The following is a 15,242-nucleotide window of genomic DNA, read 5'->3' as shown; positions in this document are numbered from 1 at the left end:
AATCAGGTAATTTTTATATATCAAGCCCAACAGTTTAATGTTATTCAGGTACTACGACAATTTTTACCTAATCACTTCGATATTCACATCAAAGTTGCATTTGAGATCTGGCGATAATGACTTAAGAAGTCTACAATACAGCCGATAAAAATTATTAGATAAATGACAACTTCAGGCTTTGCATGTTTACTCCCGTTCAGTTTTTACTTAATGCTTCACGAAAAGATAAGCGCATAATCAGTGTCATATATGACATTTTAGCGATTTTGTTCTCTCTTTATTTGGCTATTGCTGTACGGCTTGGGGTTTATAGCTTTGCACTAGATAACGAAGAACTTATCAGCATGCTAGTGACTCTTTTTGTCACAATATACTGCTTTGTCAAACTTGGTATGTATCGCGCTGTCCTTAGGTATATGACTATTCCTGCTTTAGGGAATATTTTTTTCGGTATAATCATTTCTGCAATCACACTGGCTCTAAGTGGATTTTTCTTCCAGTCATTCGTCCCCCGTAGTGTTCCGTTTATCTATGCAGGCCTTGCTGCACTCACTCTTGGCGGCCCTCGTATTTTTATCCGTGCCATTTACTACCATTACTATAAACGACAGAAACCAAATGTCTTCATTTACGGAGCTGGTGCAACCGGGCGGGAGCTTGCTTATGCTCTAATACAGGGTGATGAGTACCATCCGGTAGCCATTCTCGATGATGACAAAAGAAAATCGGGTGAGATTTACTTTGGAATTCGAGTCCACCACAGCAATGAGTTCGAAAATCTTCGATCGCTCTATCAGCCAGTAAAACTATTACTAGCAATAAATAACATAAATAAAGGCAAACGACTTCGCCTTGTGGAAAAACTCTCTGACTGGCCAATCGAAATTCAATCGGTTCCTTCCGTTGAAGATATTGCGGCTGGAAAGGCTCACACAACCGATGTGCGCGATCTGGAAATAGCCGATTTACTCGGCCGAGCACCAGTTGATCCTGATGAAGCACTGCTAGCTCAAAACATCGCCGGAAAAAGTGTTATGGTTACAGGAGCAGGAGGCTCTATAGGTTCAGAGTTATGTCGTCAGATATTAGCTCAAAGGCCTAAAACACTAGTACTTTTTGAGCTAAACGAGTACAACCTTTACTCCATAGATCAGGAACTTAAGTCTATGAAGAAAAACCTGAAGTCAGAAACTCAAATTATCGCTGCTTTAGGTACAGTTCAACGCAAAAACCGCGTTTTGAATATGCTTAAGGCCTACAACGTTAACACCGTTTACCACGCTGCAGCATACAAACATGTGCCCATCGTTGAGGACAATATTGTAGAAGGTATAAGAAACAATGTATTCGGCACGCTCTCTGCTGCAGAAGCAGCAATTGAAGCAGGAGTGGAAAATTTCACTCTAATCTCAACCGACAAAGCAGTTCGCCCAACTAATATTATGGGTGCTAGTAAGCGTATGGCAGAGCTTGTTCTTCAAGCAGTTGCCGATAAGGACACCACTACGACTTTTACCATGGTACGCTTCGGTAATGTATTAGGCTCTTCTGGCTCTGTGGTCCCTCTATTTAAAGAGCAGATTCGTAAGGGAGGGCCTGTTACCGTTACACACCCAGACATTATTCGCTATTTTATGCTGATTCCAGAAGCTGCACAGCTAGTTATTCAGGCAGGAGCGATGGGAAATAATGGGCAGGTTTTTGTGTTAGATATGGGTGAGCCCGTAAAAATTCTTGACCTAGCCAAGCGGATGATTCACCTAATGGGCTACAAAGAAACTACAGAAGGAGAACCTGAAGAAGGAGACATCGCCATTAAATTTGTTGGCTTACGGCCTGGTGAGAAGCTATATGAAGAGTTGCTAATCGGTGAGAATGTTGAAGGAACAAGTCATAAAAAAATAATGACAGCAAAAGAAGAAAAGTTAACTTGGCCAAGCATGGAGATACTACTCAACCAACTAGATGCATGCTGTCACGAGTTTGATGTCAAATGTATAAAGCGAATCTTACTTGAAGCGCCTACCGGCTATTCACCTGAAGGTAATAAATAAAATGAAAGTGCTACATGTCTATAGAACCTGTTTTCCAGAGACCAAAGGAGGGGTGGAGCAAGTTATTCGCTTTATTTCTACTGGAGCACAACAGTACGGGGTTGAAACAAAAATTTTGTCATTATCGGACGAACACGATAAGGCTTTTTTACATGATGGTAGTGAAATAATACTAAAGAAAAAAAGTTGGGAAATTGCATCCAATGGTTTTTCTTTAGGCTTAATAAGTGAATTTAAAAAACTAGCCGAATGGGCTGACATCATCCATTACCACTACCCGTGGCCAACAGGTGACATACTAAACTTATTTGACAAAAATACACCTTCGGTACTAACTTATCACTCGGATATAGTCAGACAAAAGTTTTTGAAAGTATTATATTCGCCACTAGAAAGGTACTTTCTTAAACACGTAACTCGTATTGCACCCACATCACCACAATATGTTGCATCAAGTAAAACACTATCTGAGTACAAAGATAAAATAGAGGTTATTCCTCTTGGGATTGACCCCAGTGCTTATGGTAAGTGTCCTGATGAACTCATTGAAACATGGAAAAACAGTGTTGGTGACTCATTCTTTCTGTTTGTAGGTGTTCTTCGCTATTACAAAGGGCTTGAGTTTCTGATAAAAGCAGCAGAAATAAACAGGCTTCCCGTTGTTATCGCAGGAGATGGGCCTTTACGAAAAGAGCTAGAATCGTTGGTAAGAGAGAAGGGCTTGGCGAACGTAAAATTTGTCGGATTTATTTCAGAGGAAGATAAAGTAGCTTTATTAAACTTATGTCAAGCCTTCGTATTTCCTTCGCACCTAAGATCTGAAGCATTTGGTGTATCCCTGCTAGAAGCGCAGCTTTTCAAAAAGGCCATTATCAGCTGCGATGTCGGCACTGGTTCAAGCTATGTAAATATTGATGGTGAAACAGGCCTTGTTGTCGAAAAAGAAAACTATCAACAAATCTCAGACGCAATGATCACTCTCAATGAAAACATGGAACTGCGCCAACAGTTGGGGAAAAACGGATATGAAAGGTTCAATAACCTTTTTACGGCGGAGATTCTTACAAAGAGCTACTACAAGCTATATACAAGCCTTCTGAACACAAACTAAATTGATTATTTTTCTATCGAGCCGTTTACAAAACGTGGATCTAAAAATCCACGTTTTGTCATTTTAGCACTATAATCAAGTAGTAAGAGGCTGCTAGATTATGGAAAATGCGAAAGAAATCTTCTGAAAGGAAATGGGAAACTTTCCCAAGAGAGAGTAAAGGCGTCCAAGTAAATGTTTGCAAATCTGTAGGTTGCAAGAACTTTGGCGTTTCACCACATGCAGAAAGCCTTTCTTTAGATGAGTCTGCCACAAGAAACAAACACCACCCTCTTTATAAGACCAATGGTAACGGTAAGAACGAAGCCGTCATTATATGTAAAGAATGCCAGAAAGCAAAAGAGAACCTATCAGGTGTTCAAGCTTCGTGGGTAGTTAAAAGTAATGAAGCTATCACCCAAGAGGTTGAACGGCTATGGAAGTATCTCGATAAATCAATAATCTGCCCAAAAAAGGAATGCCAGACAAGCAATTCACAAGACCCCAGCGCCATTAAGAAGCGTGGATTTACGAAGAAAGGAACTCAGCGGTATTTCTGTAATCGGTGTAAAACGTCATTTACCACGGAACATACTAAGCCCCATAAGCGCTCAGAAGTAAATCGAAGAGTATTTGATTTAATTGTCTGTAAAACACCTCTCAGGAAAATTGCTCGCCACCTTAACATTTACACATGGCACCGTGATCAGTTCCAGCAAAGGCTATACGGTTAATCAAAGGCGCACTGAGGTAGCAAAAACAAGTAAGCTTATTCAAGAACACTGTGGCAAGCCGCGCAAGGGAATGTCTGGTCTGGAGTTCTACAAAGTAACAACAGAGATCCTGAAAAATGAGCTTCAAGATGTGAGTGACCTAGATTGGTTCGAGCACCCGATAGCCACAATGTCTGAGCCTAAGAAGAAGGTGCTGGCAATCAGTCAATTATCGGAACTTGAAGATGAGGCTAGAGCGGATACTTATTGGCGAGCATCGCTACACCCCATTGACAGGTTCTTTATGCAAATAAGAAGGTCTATAAACCTTTTTGAACGCCCATTTACCTCTGCAAATAAAGATGCAACATGGTATGGCTACGCGCCTTACAATCCTGAGATGTTCCAGAAGCTTGGTGACATATACCGTGTTTACTATAACTACTGCGAGAAACACGGCAAGAAAGGCACTCCAGCAATGCAGCTTGGCCTTACTAAGAGTGTGATTGATTTAGAGAAAATTATCTATTTCTCGAAATACCAGTAACCCATGAGATACAAAAATGGAGATCTGCTTCCAGATCCCCATTGTGTAAACGGCTCGTTTTTCTATTGAGGCCTTTTCTTTGAGGCCTCAATTGATGAGCAAACGATGACTAAAAATTCGTTGCTTTCTCGCACACATCTGAGCCTAAAAACAGTGTCAGATCTGATGGTATTCCTAGTCCATACATACCATGAGCTTCACTACCAATATTGAACACACCTATCTTACTTCCTTGTTCTGCCATAAATGTATAGACAGGAGCAACATAAAACTCACCATTGCTTCTTATGTCTCGTTCAATCATTTGGTTCGCAAAGCTGCAAAACTCAGAGCCTTTTGCAAAGTTGTAAATTCCAACGGTCGCTTCATCGGATACGACAACTTTTTCAACAACTTCGGTAACCAGGCCATTTTCACCTACTTTTGCATAAGACCATTTAGGATCGTCCGCTGTCATTGTAAGCATGCTACCTTGAAGTTGACGATCATCCATATCTTTAAGATATACATTAATATCAGCATCTATCCATTGATCAGAGTTCGCTATCATCAATGGTTCTGCATTGTCTATATACTGCTCAGCTTTCATAACTGTAACAGCTGCACCTTCCGTAACGCCATCTATACCAATGATCTCAAAATTATCACACGCTTTCGAGAAAATATTTTCTAGGTTGTACTTATCTATATGCTCTTGTTGGCAAACGAAGATAAAACGATGATCACATTCAGGTTTGAGGTTATTGATTACAACCTCGATCATATGCTTTCCATTCACATCAATTAAAGGTTTAGGCAGTTCATATCCTTCTTTACTAAACCGACTTCCACGCCCAGCCATAGGAATCACAATATTTAACACTTAATCCTCCAAATACTTATCGTTGAGGGCACCAGGCAGCTTAACAACCGCTGTTACCGTATCTTCCAATGCTTCAAAGTCTGTAAACTCCCCCGGTTCAATACGTAAAATATCACCTGACACTGCAATATTTTCCCCCATCCTAGCCTTACCTGAAATTATTACTGTAATTTCGGTAGCTATCTTATGGCAATGACTTGCCTCTTTATCACCCTTATTAAACTTTTGGATCGCCACCTCAACATCCGTTGTTTTATACAAAGTTGGTTCGAACCCCCCCACAAACCAACCACGAACAAAGTTGTCTAAATTATGCTTGTCCATTATTAACCTCATACAGATAAGCGTCCATGGAAACCATTTCCAGCTCTTTATTCCACTGTATCACATCTGTTCCAATTAAGGTTTGCCCATCGACAATTAGTTCAAATTCTATGATGCTCTGTAGCTCACCTGTAATAAATATATTCTTACTGGAAAAAGAAAGCTCTCTTACGTTATTAAATATTCCAGCGATATACTCGCAAACCTCTTTCTTTCCTTGGATAGAGGCACTTGGATCGGTCAATGAAAAATCATCTGAAAAGAATCCAGAAACCAAATTAATATCCTTACTGTCAAAAGCAACTATATAGTCCTCTGATCTTCGTTTTATTGCTTTTTTATGTTTTTCTCTATCTTCAGACAATTTTATTTCAAAATTCTCAAGCGTATGTTCGTCATTTATATGAAAATACTTTTTATTGTCAATTTTAACAGCCCGAACTACGCCTTCATTTAAGATTATTTCATTTAAAGTAGATGAAATAAAAAAGCTATCATTAGTTTTTACATCTTTACGAATAACTGACTTTGCTGCCTCGACAAATGATCGGGCTGTTTTGTAGTAATACAGTCCAGCGATGGCATGTTTGCTAATAGGTACCTTTTCTGCTGACTCAGTAACATTTCCGTATTCACCTATTTTTACATATGACCATTTAGGGTGGATAGCCTCAAATGTAAAGACACCAGCATCAGCACTCTCTTCAATAAAATCTTGAATATATGGTGTCAGATCCAACTCTAAAACCTGTTCAAAACTAGAAATAATTAATGGCGAATCTAAGTCTAAACTCTCAACAGCTAAAAGAGCCGAGCATACCGCACCCTGTGTATTACCGTTGATGAGGCATGTTTGAATATCCTCACCTAGCAACCTAATTATACTATTCAGCTTGTATTTTTCTGACTGTTTTTCAGGTACAGCAACTATGATTTTTTTTTCCATTCCCAAAGATGTAAACGGCTCTGCTGCATGCTCAATCAATAGCTTTCCGTTCACTTCACTTAAAAACTTAGGGAAAGAGTTTACGGAATTTACTTTGAATGTGTTCTTTCCAGACAAGGGGATCAAAATATTAATCATTACTCTCAACCTTATTTATAAAACTAGAAATATTGTCATAATTTACATCATAAATTGTTTCAACCTTAAGAACATGTGCACCTGAAGCAAGTGCCGCTTTAATCCCATTCTCATTATCTTCAACTATCACACATTCTTCTGGCTTCAGACCAAGTTTAGATATTGCTAAGTTATATATCTCTGGATCAGGCTTTCCTTTTGCAACATCTTGGTTAGAAAGGTAGAAACTCAGGTATTTCATTAGCTCAGACTTTTCCATCATCACTTTAACGGTATTTCTTATTGAGTTTGAAGCTACAGCAAGCTGAAAGCCATTCTCTTTTAGTTTTGATAGTGCATACTGTGTATGGAACACTGGTTTACAGAGCTGGTGCGTAATATCCATCGTATACTGCTGCTTCATCTCGTTTATAAAGACATGCAATGACTCTGGCAAAACATAAGTTTTCGAGAGCATTTTAAGCTTCTGGTTGGTCGATAACCCATCGAAAGTTACTAAGTGTTCATGTCGACTTATTTCCAAACCAAAAATCGATAAAGCTTTATTAAGTGCATCATAATGCCAGTCTTTCGCATCAATAAGCACACCGTCCATATCAAAAATTACAGCCTTAATCTTAGTCGACATTAAAGTACTCCTTAGCTTTTGATGGATAATCCGTACATATACTCAACTTATCAGAAAAATGTGGATAAATATTTAAGAAGTCTTTTACTTCTCTCCAGTAGTCCTTTTCACAAAGTTTATGTAGTTCGGGAGAAACCAATACAACAAATTTATCGTCATCAAGAAACTTCTTAAGAGCAGATAGGTCAACTTGGTTAGACGAAAAGTTATCCAGCCATATACCATCAGCTTCTTTATAAAGACAAGGGACTTGCTCTATATCTGAGCTTCTTGTATAAAAACGTAGCCCATTTTTGATAAAGCCCAAGCTATCTGGGACAGACATATCAAAATAAAAGTGAGGGTTATCTATATTTGACTTAACTAATGCTTGCTGCAACCCGTCCGCCTTGATATTCAACGCAAGTGTTGCATTTGGATGCTTAGCGCAAACGGCTAAAAATCGCTCTAAGAGCATCGCGTCATCCGCTGGCATATCGTGACTAATAACCACATTTTGATTAAGATCTCGCAAGTCAGTTTCGATACCATAGCCGTTATTTAGAGCCAACTCAAATGCCTGCATGGTATTCTGCTGACACTTCTCACTCCATTCACCTCTGTGAGCTAATATTTCCATAAATTTACCGTTCAGTATTAGATAGAATTGCTGTAATTAAGCGTAAAAAGAAAAAACTTTAAACTTGTCTGTGAGTTTATACACCGTATACTTTTTCGATTTCCCGACTGTTGATTCTACCAGAACCATCTTAAACGTTCACAGTTGTTTTGTATCAAGCTAGAGAGCTGGCCCTGAGCTTTCCGACTGCTACAAATAACCTGCCTCATACTTATCCTATGTGTTTTGTTACTCGTGACTCTAGGCAGTTTAATTTTACACATCAACGACACTTGTAGTTTGCAGCGCACTCCATATCTATTACACTTGCATACTGGAGAAAATTTTGACGGCAATGCTATGAAGAAAATAATCGTTGATTTGGATGGAACTTTAACCAAGGCAAACACCTCGGACTATAGAAATGTGTTACCTAAGGAAGACATAATTCAGACGCTAAGAGGCTATAAAAAAGAAGGTTTCACTATTGTAATCTTTACTGCCCGCAATATGCGAACTTATGAGAATAATGTTGGGAAAATCAACATTCATACTTTACCCATAATAACTGCGTGGCTAGATAAGCATGAAGTCCCATATGATGAAGTTATAGTAGGCAAACCATGGTGTGGCACAGATGGTTTTTATGTTGATGACCGCGCGGTTAGACCTTCGGAGTTTGCAGCCCTTTCGTTTGACGAGATTAACGAACTACTGAAAAAGGAAAAAATATGCTCTTAATCATGTCTTCAGCATATATAGAGCAAGAACTAAAGTCCGAGCTAGGAAAGATTCCACCGAGCTTCCTCCCTTTGGGAAACCGTAGATTATTTCAGCACCAAGTCAAGCTTGCTCCTCAGAATGTCAGTATTTATCTGTCAATTCCCGACTCCTACAGGATTTCTGCTATTGATGAAAAGTGGCTTTCAGATCACTCTGTGCACATTTTACGTATCCCTGAAAACCTTTCTATCGGCGCAGCTCTGGTTGCAGCATTAAATCTAGCTGACCACAGTTTAGATACACCTCTTCATGTTTTGTACGGTGATACTCTGTTTGACTCTCTCCCTGAGGGAGATGATATTATTGGTATAACCGAAGTAAAAGACAGCTATAATTGGGCCGTGGTTACGAATAATAAATCACAATGGGTACAGAATTCTGACTTAGGTTTAGACGTCGATACAAATAATGTCGTTAGTGGTTACTTCAAGTTTAGTCAACCAAGACAACTGATAAAGTGTATAACCCAAAGTAGCTGGGATTATATTGAAGGCCTGAATCGGTACCACAGTTCAGTAGCTCTTGACACAATAAGGCTAGACTCCTGGCTAGATTTCGGCCATGTAAATACTTACTACCGCTCCAAGGCTAAGTTTACTACACAAAGAGCATTTAATCAGCTAAAGATAACGTCAGACTGGATTGAGAAATCTAGTGATAAGAACCTAAAAATAGAAGCTGAAGCACACTGGTTTGAAACATTACCTAAAAAACTTCGAGGATATATTCCACAATACCTTGGAACAACAAATAATGAGAATAGAGTATCTTATAAACTAGAATATTTGTATCACACAGCGTTAAACGAGCTATTTGTTTTTTCAGAAACATCATCTAGCGCTTGGAAGCAAATAATTTTCGGATGCCTGAAATTCCTAGAAGATTGCTATAAAGTAAAAAAACCACAGTCAGAACCAGCCAATACGCTTGAAGAGCTATTTGGCAAAAAAACTAACGAGCGTATTGATGATTTTTGCAGCGACAATGGTATTTCCAGAAAGCAAATCTGGCAATTTAATAATGAGCTTACGGTTTCCATTGACGAGGTGTTAACACTAAGCAACTCTTATCTACCGAAGAAACAATTCGACTTAAGTGTGCTACATGGCGATTTTTGCTTCAGCAACATACTGTATGATTTCAGAACTGGAAGGGTAAAAACTATTGACCCCAGGGGTATAACTCCAGAGAATCAACTCTCTATATATGGTGACATTCGCTACGATCTTGCAAAATTAAGCCATTCCATTTTAGGGATGTATGATTGGATTATTGCTGGATATTACGATGTATCTATTGAAAGTGATTCAATCAACTTCCGCATAGAGTCATCTCAAAAGCATAGGCAAATCCAAAAGATATTTTCGGACCTAGTACTGGAAAAATTTGGAATTAGCATTTTGAATTTGTATGCTATGCAAATACAGTTATTTTTATCTATGCTGCCTTTACACTCCGATGATCCCCAACGACAAAAGGCCTTATTCGCTAATGTATTCCGACTATATCAAATATTACAGAGGTTAGAAAAATGATTATTATACCAATGGCTGGTATGAGCTCTAGATTTTTTAAAGCTGGTTACACTCAACCTAAATATATGTTGAAAGCTCATGGTAAGTCTTTGTTTGATCATGCTGTGACTAGTTTTGAAAACTACTTTGACACACTCCCCTTCTTATTTATTGTAAAGGATGTGTACAACACTGTTGAATTTGTAAAGTCGCGTATTCTTGCATTGGGTATAAAGAAATACGAAATTGTTGTTCTAAATAATGATACCAGAGGTCAAGCCGAAACTGTTTTTCTTGGTTTAGATGAAATTATAGCTAAGAATAGCTCATATAGCGATCTACCAATTACTATATTTAATATAGACACATTCAGGCCTAACTTTAAATTTCCTGAAATTACTACGCTAGGAAATGGTTATCTAGAAGTATTTAGAGGGGCTGGTGATAACTGGTCATTTGTCCTGCCTAGGGACACTAACTTGAGAACCGTCGAAAAGACAGCAGAAAAAAGTCCTATATCGGATTTATGCTGTACCGGACTTTACCATTTTAAAGCTGCGTCAGTCTATATAGCTGCTTATAGTCGATATATAGAAAAGCCGATGTCTGAGTGGGAAAAAGGTGAATTATATGTCGCTCCACTCTATAATATGCTACTAGATGAAGATAAAACTATTCATTATCATATTATTGATAGGCAAGACGTTATTTTTTGTGGTGTTCCTGCAGAGTATACAGCTTTTAAAGCTAAATAATATAAAGGGTATCCCCCTCTAAAGGTGTTTCAAGCCAGTTACTAGAGGGGGGTGTCACAATAAACTTTTATATAACTTAGCAGTTTCAGCAGCAGTCTGTTTCCAAGTAAATGACTTCGCCCTATCAAAACCTCTATTCTTCATACTATCAGCCAGCTCAGTATCTAAGACAACCTCTCGCATTGCTTTAGAAATCTGCTCCGTAGAAGTTGGATCAACAAGTATTGCCGCATCACCTGCTACCTCGGGAAGAGAAGTGACATTTGAAGTGATAACTGGGGTTCGAGAAGCAAACGCTTCGACCACAGGCAAGCCGAATCCTTCATATAAGCTAGGAAAAACTAAAGCTGAAGCGTTCTGCAATAAGACCTGCTTATCTTGTTCATCTACATACTGCAGCCACTTTACCTGCCCCTTACCTTCCAGATCATCAATAATCTTAGGTAAGTGCTCCACTCCCCAGCCTAATCTGCCAACGATAATTAGTTTGTACATTGCCCGCAACTCGGCTGGCAATTCCAAATAAGCCTCAATTACGCGGTCAATATTTTTTCTCGGCTGCAGAGTTCCTATGAAAATAAAATATTTGGAACTTATTGAATATCGAGAGAGAACCCTGAACGAACGCTCAGGAGAGGCTTGATTGAAATAGGAACCATCCACACCCAACGGGGTAACAGTAATCCTGCTACGCTCAATACCGAAGTGCTTGACTATATCATCAACAACATATTCGCTTATGGTGACATAGTGATCAGCGGATTTTGCCATACGCTTAAAAAAGTAGTTCTTCAATAAGCCTAACTTACTGCTACCCCATGCCCACCGAGGGTTCATTAGAGGAACAGGATCCATTAGATTAGCTAAAACCGGAACAGATTTGAATTTAGGAATTATATGATCCGTCGCGTGAAATATATCTATATTTCCATCCAGCTCCTTTAAACTAAAGCAGGTAGAAGTGGCTAGGTAACGTAACGTTGGAATTGAATAATACTGACCTAAGCTTACAGTATTATCGGGTAGCTGCTTACCAAAGGCTGCCGGAATTAACTCAATATCTCCACTAATGTGTTTGGAGATATTCTGGCAGTAAACCCCGATACCATCTAATTTATTATCCACTAAACACTTGCAAAGTGTTGTCGTGCCAAAACCAACTTTCATGAAGCTTCCAGCTCAGAGTACATATGCTCTAATGTTTCTCTGAAACTATATTTAGGTGTAATGCCTGTAAGCTTATGCAACTTTTCTCTGCTTCCACCAAGCACTTTAATTTCATTGTTTCGGACAAAGTCAGGGTTTACTTTAACATCAATCGGATACCCGGCGATACTGCTCATTTCCTCAAGGATATAAGATAGAGAGAATACCTGTCCTGAACATAGGTTTACGACCTCACTGTCAACTTCACTCTCATATAGACTGACATAATAACGAGCAACATCTCTAACATCAGAAAAGTCTCGAGAAACATCTAAGTTACCTAACTCAATTACCTGAGCTTTGTCCTTAAAGTGTTGAACAATTTTCGGAACAAGGAACTTAGCGTCTTGACCACGGCCAGTATAATTAAAAGGCCTAGTCAAAATTATAGGAAAAGTATCAAACCAATTAGATACCGTATATTCCATGGCGGCTTTACTTGTTGCGTAGTGGTTTACAGGGGCAAGTTGCCTTGATTCTTCAATACTTCCATCGTTAACAGAGCCATAAACATTAGCGCTACTTGCGATCACTAGCTTATCTAAGTTTAATGAGGCTTCTTTTGCTGCTTTCAATAAGTTTTGGGTGCCAAACACATTTACATCATAGAAAGCTCTTTCATCTGAATGCCCAACGAATGAGAGCGCAGCCAGATGAATAATACCATCTGGCTGTGTATCGTTAAGTAGGTTTAATATATCTGAGTACTTAGTCAAATCACAGGCAACGATACCCCTTGAGTTATCGCAAGCTATACCGCTTTTTACAACCTGATACCCCTTGCTTGCTAGCAGGTTACTAACATACTTACCGGTGAACCCGTCCGCACCAGTGACTAAAACTTTTTTCATGAAAACCTACTTTCTTTCCTTAGCGACTAAAAAGAAAAACCTATTTTATTTCTACGTAAGTCGGCTTCTACCATCATTTCACACAACTCTTCTAAAGTCGTTTTTGGTTCCCAGCCAAGATCTTTTTGAGCTTTTTCTGGGTTACCAATTAATAGGTCTACTTCTGCCGGGCGGTAATATTTAGGGTTAACTTTCACTACTACCTTGCCAGACTCTACATCTGTTGCGATTTCCTGCTCTTCCTTACCTGACCACTCAAGCTTTATGTCCGCGGCTTTGAAAGCCATAGTTACGAAATCTCTTACAGTTTCTGTTCTGTTGGTTGCCAGTACATAAGTATCAGGCTTATCTGCCTGCAGCATTCGCCACATACCCTCAACATAATCCTTAGCAAAGCCCCAATCGCGCTTAGCGTCCATATTGCCCAACTCGAGAACATCTAGTTGACCAAGTTTAATTTTCGCAACAGAGTCTGTAATTTTTCTTGTAACAAACTCTTGGCCACGCAATGGAGACTCGTGGTTAAAAAGAATCCCGCTAGTTGCAAAGATATCATAAGACTCGCGATAATTAATAACCATCCAATGAGCATACAGTTTTGCTACACCATACGGGCTTCTAGGATAAAATGGCGTTGTTTCTTTCTGAGGAATTTCCTGAACCTTACCAAACATTTCAGATGTTGATGCTTGGTAGAATTTAATCTTAGGGTTAACTATACGGATAGCTTCCAAAAGGTTAACTGGACCTACTCCAGTTATCTCTGCAGTAGTTAACGGCTGATCAAAGGATACACCAACAAAGCTTTGTGCTGCTAAATTGTATACTTCTGTTGCCTTGCTCATTTGCAGCAGTCTGATACTAGAAGACAGGTCTGTTAAATCATATTCAACTAGCTCAAGATTCTCATGGTTCTGAATACCAAGTTCTTCGATTCTCCAGAAGTTCACAGAGCTTGTGCGTCTGTAAGTTCCGTATACTTTGTATCCTTTATCTAGTAATAATTCAGCCAAGTAGGCTGCGTCCTGGCCGGTGATTCCGGTAATAACTGCTGTTTTCATGTTTGCTGCTCTAGCTGTTATAGTTGAATTAAATTTTGAAAAACGACTTTATTGTATCACAAATATACGTGACGTCTTCACTGCTTAGCGAATAATACATAGGTAGCCTTACCAACCTTTCACTTTCTTTTGTGGTGTACTTGTCTTCACCTTCCATCCGACCACAGCTTCTTCCTTGAACAGAAGAGTGCAAAGGAACGTAATGAAAAGCTGCCATTATTCCGTTATCTTTCAAAAAGGCAATTAACTCACTTCTTTCTTGGAGATCCTTGCATTTTACATAAAACATATGCCCATTATTCGAAGCATAATCTGGTATAAATGGCGGCTCAAGCACACCCCCATCAAACAGAGACGAAAGGTGATCCAAGTACTGCCTCCATATGTTTACACGCTTACTATTAATCCCATCAATACCTTTGAGCTGACCATAGAGAAATGCAGCCTGTATCTCTGAAGGCAGGTAGCTAGAACCGATATCTACCCAGGAATATTTGTCGACTTGCCCTCTGAAGAACTGATTACGATTAGTTCCCTTCTCTCTAATGATTTCCGCTCTTTCAATATGCTTAGAATCATTGATACAGAGCGCACCACCTTCTCCTCCGCTAGTCACATTCTTAGTTTCATGAAAGCTAAAAGTGGCCATATGCCCAATAGAGCCTAACGGTTTACCTTTATAGAAACTTCCTATAGCCTGTGCCGCATCTTCTATAACGACAAGCCCGTAACGCTCTGCGATTGACATCAAACTGTCCATATCGCAGGCAACTCCGGCATAGTGGACAGGCACTATCGCTCTGGTTTTTTCCGTTATAGCTTTAGCAACTGAATCCGGATCGATATTCATCGTTAAAGGGTTAACATCTACAAACACTATTTTAGCTCCCATTAGGGCGAAGGCGTTTGCTGTAGAGACAAATGTATAACTTGGAACGATTACTTCGTCTTCTGGTTGAAGATCCAGCAGTATTGCTGCCATCTCTAAAGCAGCTGTACACGATGGAGTAAGAAGCACTCGCGAAGAGCCTAGCAGGCGCATAATTAACTCTTCTGACTGTCTTGCAAACTCACCATCACCGGAAATTTTGCTAGAGTTTAATGCCTGTTCAATTAACCTAAACTCAGTTCCAAGCATTGGGAACTTATTGAATGGAATCATAAAAAGCTAA

The 15,242-nt window shown here is 39.3% G+C and carries 15 protein-coding genes; 6 read left to right on the top strand and 9 right to left on the bottom strand.

Translation table 11 applies throughout. The features are described from left to right. The first annotated feature begins 182 nt into the window (after positions 1-182). The 3 genes from L3Q72_RS00985 (at position 183) to L3Q72_RS00975 (ending at position 4,404) form a co-directional block, all read left to right on the top strand. Entirely contained in the window at positions 183-2,054 is a 1,872-nt protein-coding gene (locus L3Q72_RS00985) for a nucleoside-diphosphate sugar epimerase/dehydratase (RefSeq protein ID WP_275130845.1), read from the top strand. Between the two features lies 1 nt (position 2,055). Beyond that, positions 2,056-3,165: a glycosyltransferase gene (locus L3Q72_RS00980; RefSeq protein ID WP_275130844.1), complete on the top strand. Its 1,110-nt coding sequence runs from the start codon at positions 2,056-2,058 to the stop codon at positions 3,163-3,165. Positions 3,166-3,786: 621 nt separating this feature from the next. Further along, positions 3,787-4,404 carry a hypothetical protein gene (locus L3Q72_RS00975; RefSeq protein ID WP_275130843.1) on the top strand — a complete coding sequence of 206 codons (618 nt, stop codon included), beginning with the start codon at positions 3,787-3,789 and terminating at the stop codon, positions 4,402-4,404. A gap of 109 nt (positions 4,405-4,513) precedes the next feature. Here L3Q72_RS00975 and L3Q72_RS00970 read toward each other — a convergent pair whose 3' ends face one another. Genes L3Q72_RS00970 through L3Q72_RS00950 form a run of 5 tightly spaced genes read right to left on the bottom strand, consistent with a single transcriptional unit; the run spans position 4,514 to position 7,921 of the window. Beyond that, positions 4,514-5,266, bottom strand: coding sequence for a glycosyltransferase family 2 protein (locus L3Q72_RS00970; RefSeq protein ID WP_275130842.1), 753 nt, complete (start codon positions 5,264-5,266; stop codon positions 4,514-4,516). After that, positions 5,267-5,590, bottom strand: coding sequence for a hypothetical protein (locus L3Q72_RS00965; RefSeq protein ID WP_275130841.1), 324 nt, complete (start codon positions 5,588-5,590; stop codon positions 5,267-5,269). Further along, complete coding sequence (locus L3Q72_RS00960; protein ID WP_275130840.1) at positions 5,577-6,674, bottom strand: nuclear transport factor 2 family protein; 1,098 nt, start codon at positions 6,672-6,674, stop codon at positions 5,577-5,579. Before L3Q72_RS00960 ends, L3Q72_RS00965 begins: the two co-directional genes overlap by 14 nt. Then, positions 6,667-7,302, bottom strand: coding sequence for an HAD family phosphatase (locus L3Q72_RS00955; RefSeq protein WP_275130839.1), 636 nt, complete (start codon positions 7,300-7,302; stop codon positions 6,667-6,669). Before L3Q72_RS00955 ends, L3Q72_RS00960 begins: the two co-directional genes overlap by 8 nt. Continuing rightward, positions 7,292-7,921 (bottom strand): hypothetical protein, encoded by a 630-nt coding sequence (locus L3Q72_RS00950; RefSeq protein ID WP_275130838.1) that lies wholly within the window; start codon positions 7,919-7,921, stop codon positions 7,292-7,294. The genes L3Q72_RS00955 and L3Q72_RS00950 overlap by 11 nt, the downstream gene beginning before the upstream one ends. A 339-nt stretch (positions 7,922-8,260) precedes the next feature. On the opposite strand from L3Q72_RS00950, the gene L3Q72_RS00945 reads away from it, so the two are divergent. From L3Q72_RS00945 to L3Q72_RS00935, 3 genes are read left to right on the top strand one after another with little or no spacing between them, the layout of a single operon-like run. Continuing rightward, positions 8,261-8,641, top strand: a complete 381-nt coding sequence (locus L3Q72_RS00945) for an HAD-IIIC family phosphatase (RefSeq protein WP_275130837.1) — start codon at positions 8,261-8,263, stop codon at positions 8,639-8,641. After that, entirely contained in the window at positions 8,632-10,218 is a 1,587-nt protein-coding gene (locus L3Q72_RS00940; protein WP_275130836.1) for a capsular biosynthesis protein, read from the top strand. Before L3Q72_RS00945 ends, L3Q72_RS00940 begins: the two co-directional genes overlap by 10 nt. After that, positions 10,215-10,952, top strand: coding sequence for a glycosyltransferase family 2 protein (locus L3Q72_RS00935; RefSeq protein ID WP_275130835.1), 738 nt, complete (start codon positions 10,215-10,217; stop codon positions 10,950-10,952). The genes L3Q72_RS00940 and L3Q72_RS00935 overlap by 4 nt, the downstream gene beginning before the upstream one ends. Before the next feature lie 54 nt (positions 10,953-11,006). Here L3Q72_RS00935 and L3Q72_RS00930 read toward each other — a convergent pair whose 3' ends face one another. From L3Q72_RS00930 to rffA, 4 genes are read right to left on the bottom strand one after another with little or no spacing between them, the layout of a single operon-like run. After that, on the bottom strand, positions 11,007-12,119 hold the full coding sequence (locus L3Q72_RS00930) for a glycosyltransferase family 1 protein (RefSeq protein WP_275130834.1): 1,113 nt from the start codon (positions 12,117-12,119) through the stop codon (positions 11,007-11,009). Continuing rightward, a complete protein-coding gene (locus L3Q72_RS00925) occupies positions 12,116-13,009 on the bottom strand; it encodes a GDP-mannose 4,6-dehydratase (protein ID WP_275130833.1) in 894 nt (297 codons plus the stop codon). Before L3Q72_RS00925 ends, L3Q72_RS00930 begins: the two co-directional genes overlap by 4 nt. Before the next feature lie 26 nt (positions 13,010-13,035). Then, on the bottom strand, positions 13,036-14,070 hold the full coding sequence (gene gmd / locus L3Q72_RS00920; protein ID WP_275130832.1) for a GDP-mannose 4,6-dehydratase: 1,035 nt from the start codon (positions 14,068-14,070) through the stop codon (positions 13,036-13,038). 28 nt (positions 14,071-14,098) lie between these two features. Then, positions 14,099-15,232, bottom strand: a complete 1,134-nt coding sequence (gene rffA / locus L3Q72_RS00915; RefSeq protein WP_275130831.1) for a dTDP-4-amino-4,6-dideoxygalactose transaminase — start codon at positions 15,230-15,232, stop codon at positions 14,099-14,101. Between the last annotated feature and the right edge of the window lie 10 nt (positions 15,233-15,242).

The organism is Vibrio sp. JC009 (assembly GCF_029016485.1).
In the GTDB taxonomy this organism is placed as follows: Bacteria; Pseudomonadota; Gammaproteobacteria; order Enterobacterales; family Vibrionaceae; genus Vibrio.
This window is presented reverse-complemented; position numbering and strand designations above follow the sequence as displayed.

Excerpts from the sequence above, each read along its gene's own strand:
- L3Q72_RS00965 (WP_275130841.1), bottom strand. The coding sequence starts at position 5,590 with ATGGACAAGCATAATTTAGACAACTTTGTTCGTGGTTGGTTTGTGGGG.
- rffA (WP_275130831.1), bottom strand. The coding sequence starts at position 15,232 with ATGATTCCATTCAATAAGTTCCCAATGCTTGGAACTGAGTTTAGGTTA.
- gmd (WP_275130832.1), bottom strand. The coding sequence starts at position 14,070 with ATGAAAACAGCAGTTATTACCGGAATCACCGGCCAGGACGCAGCCTAC.
- L3Q72_RS00985 (WP_275130845.1), top strand. The coding sequence starts at position 183 with ATGTTTACTCCCGTTCAGTTTTTACTTAATGCTTCACGAAAAGATAAG.
- L3Q72_RS00950 (WP_275130838.1), bottom strand. The coding sequence starts at position 7,921 with ATGGAAATATTAGCTCACAGAGGTGAATGGAGTGAGAAGTGTCAGCAG.
- L3Q72_RS00955 (WP_275130839.1), bottom strand. The coding sequence starts at position 7,302 with ATGTCGACTAAGATTAAGGCTGTAATTTTTGATATGGACGGTGTGCTT.
- L3Q72_RS00925 (WP_275130833.1), bottom strand. The coding sequence starts at position 13,009 with ATGAAAAAAGTTTTAGTCACTGGTGCGGACGGGTTCACCGGTAAGTAT.
- L3Q72_RS00940 (WP_275130836.1), top strand. The coding sequence starts at position 8,632 with ATGCTCTTAATCATGTCTTCAGCATATATAGAGCAAGAACTAAAGTCC.
- L3Q72_RS00930 (WP_275130834.1), bottom strand. The coding sequence starts at position 12,119 with ATGAAAGTTGGTTTTGGCACGACAACACTTTGCAAGTGTTTAGTGGAT.
- L3Q72_RS00935 (WP_275130835.1), top strand. The coding sequence starts at position 10,215 with ATGATTATTATACCAATGGCTGGTATGAGCTCTAGATTTTTTAAAGCT.
- L3Q72_RS00980 (WP_275130844.1), top strand. The coding sequence starts at position 2,056 with ATGAAAGTGCTACATGTCTATAGAACCTGTTTTCCAGAGACCAAAGGA.
- L3Q72_RS00945 (WP_275130837.1), top strand. The coding sequence starts at position 8,261 with ATGAAGAAAATAATCGTTGATTTGGATGGAACTTTAACCAAGGCAAAC.
- L3Q72_RS00960 (WP_275130840.1), bottom strand. The coding sequence starts at position 6,674 with ATGATTAATATTTTGATCCCCTTGTCTGGAAAGAACACATTCAAAGTA.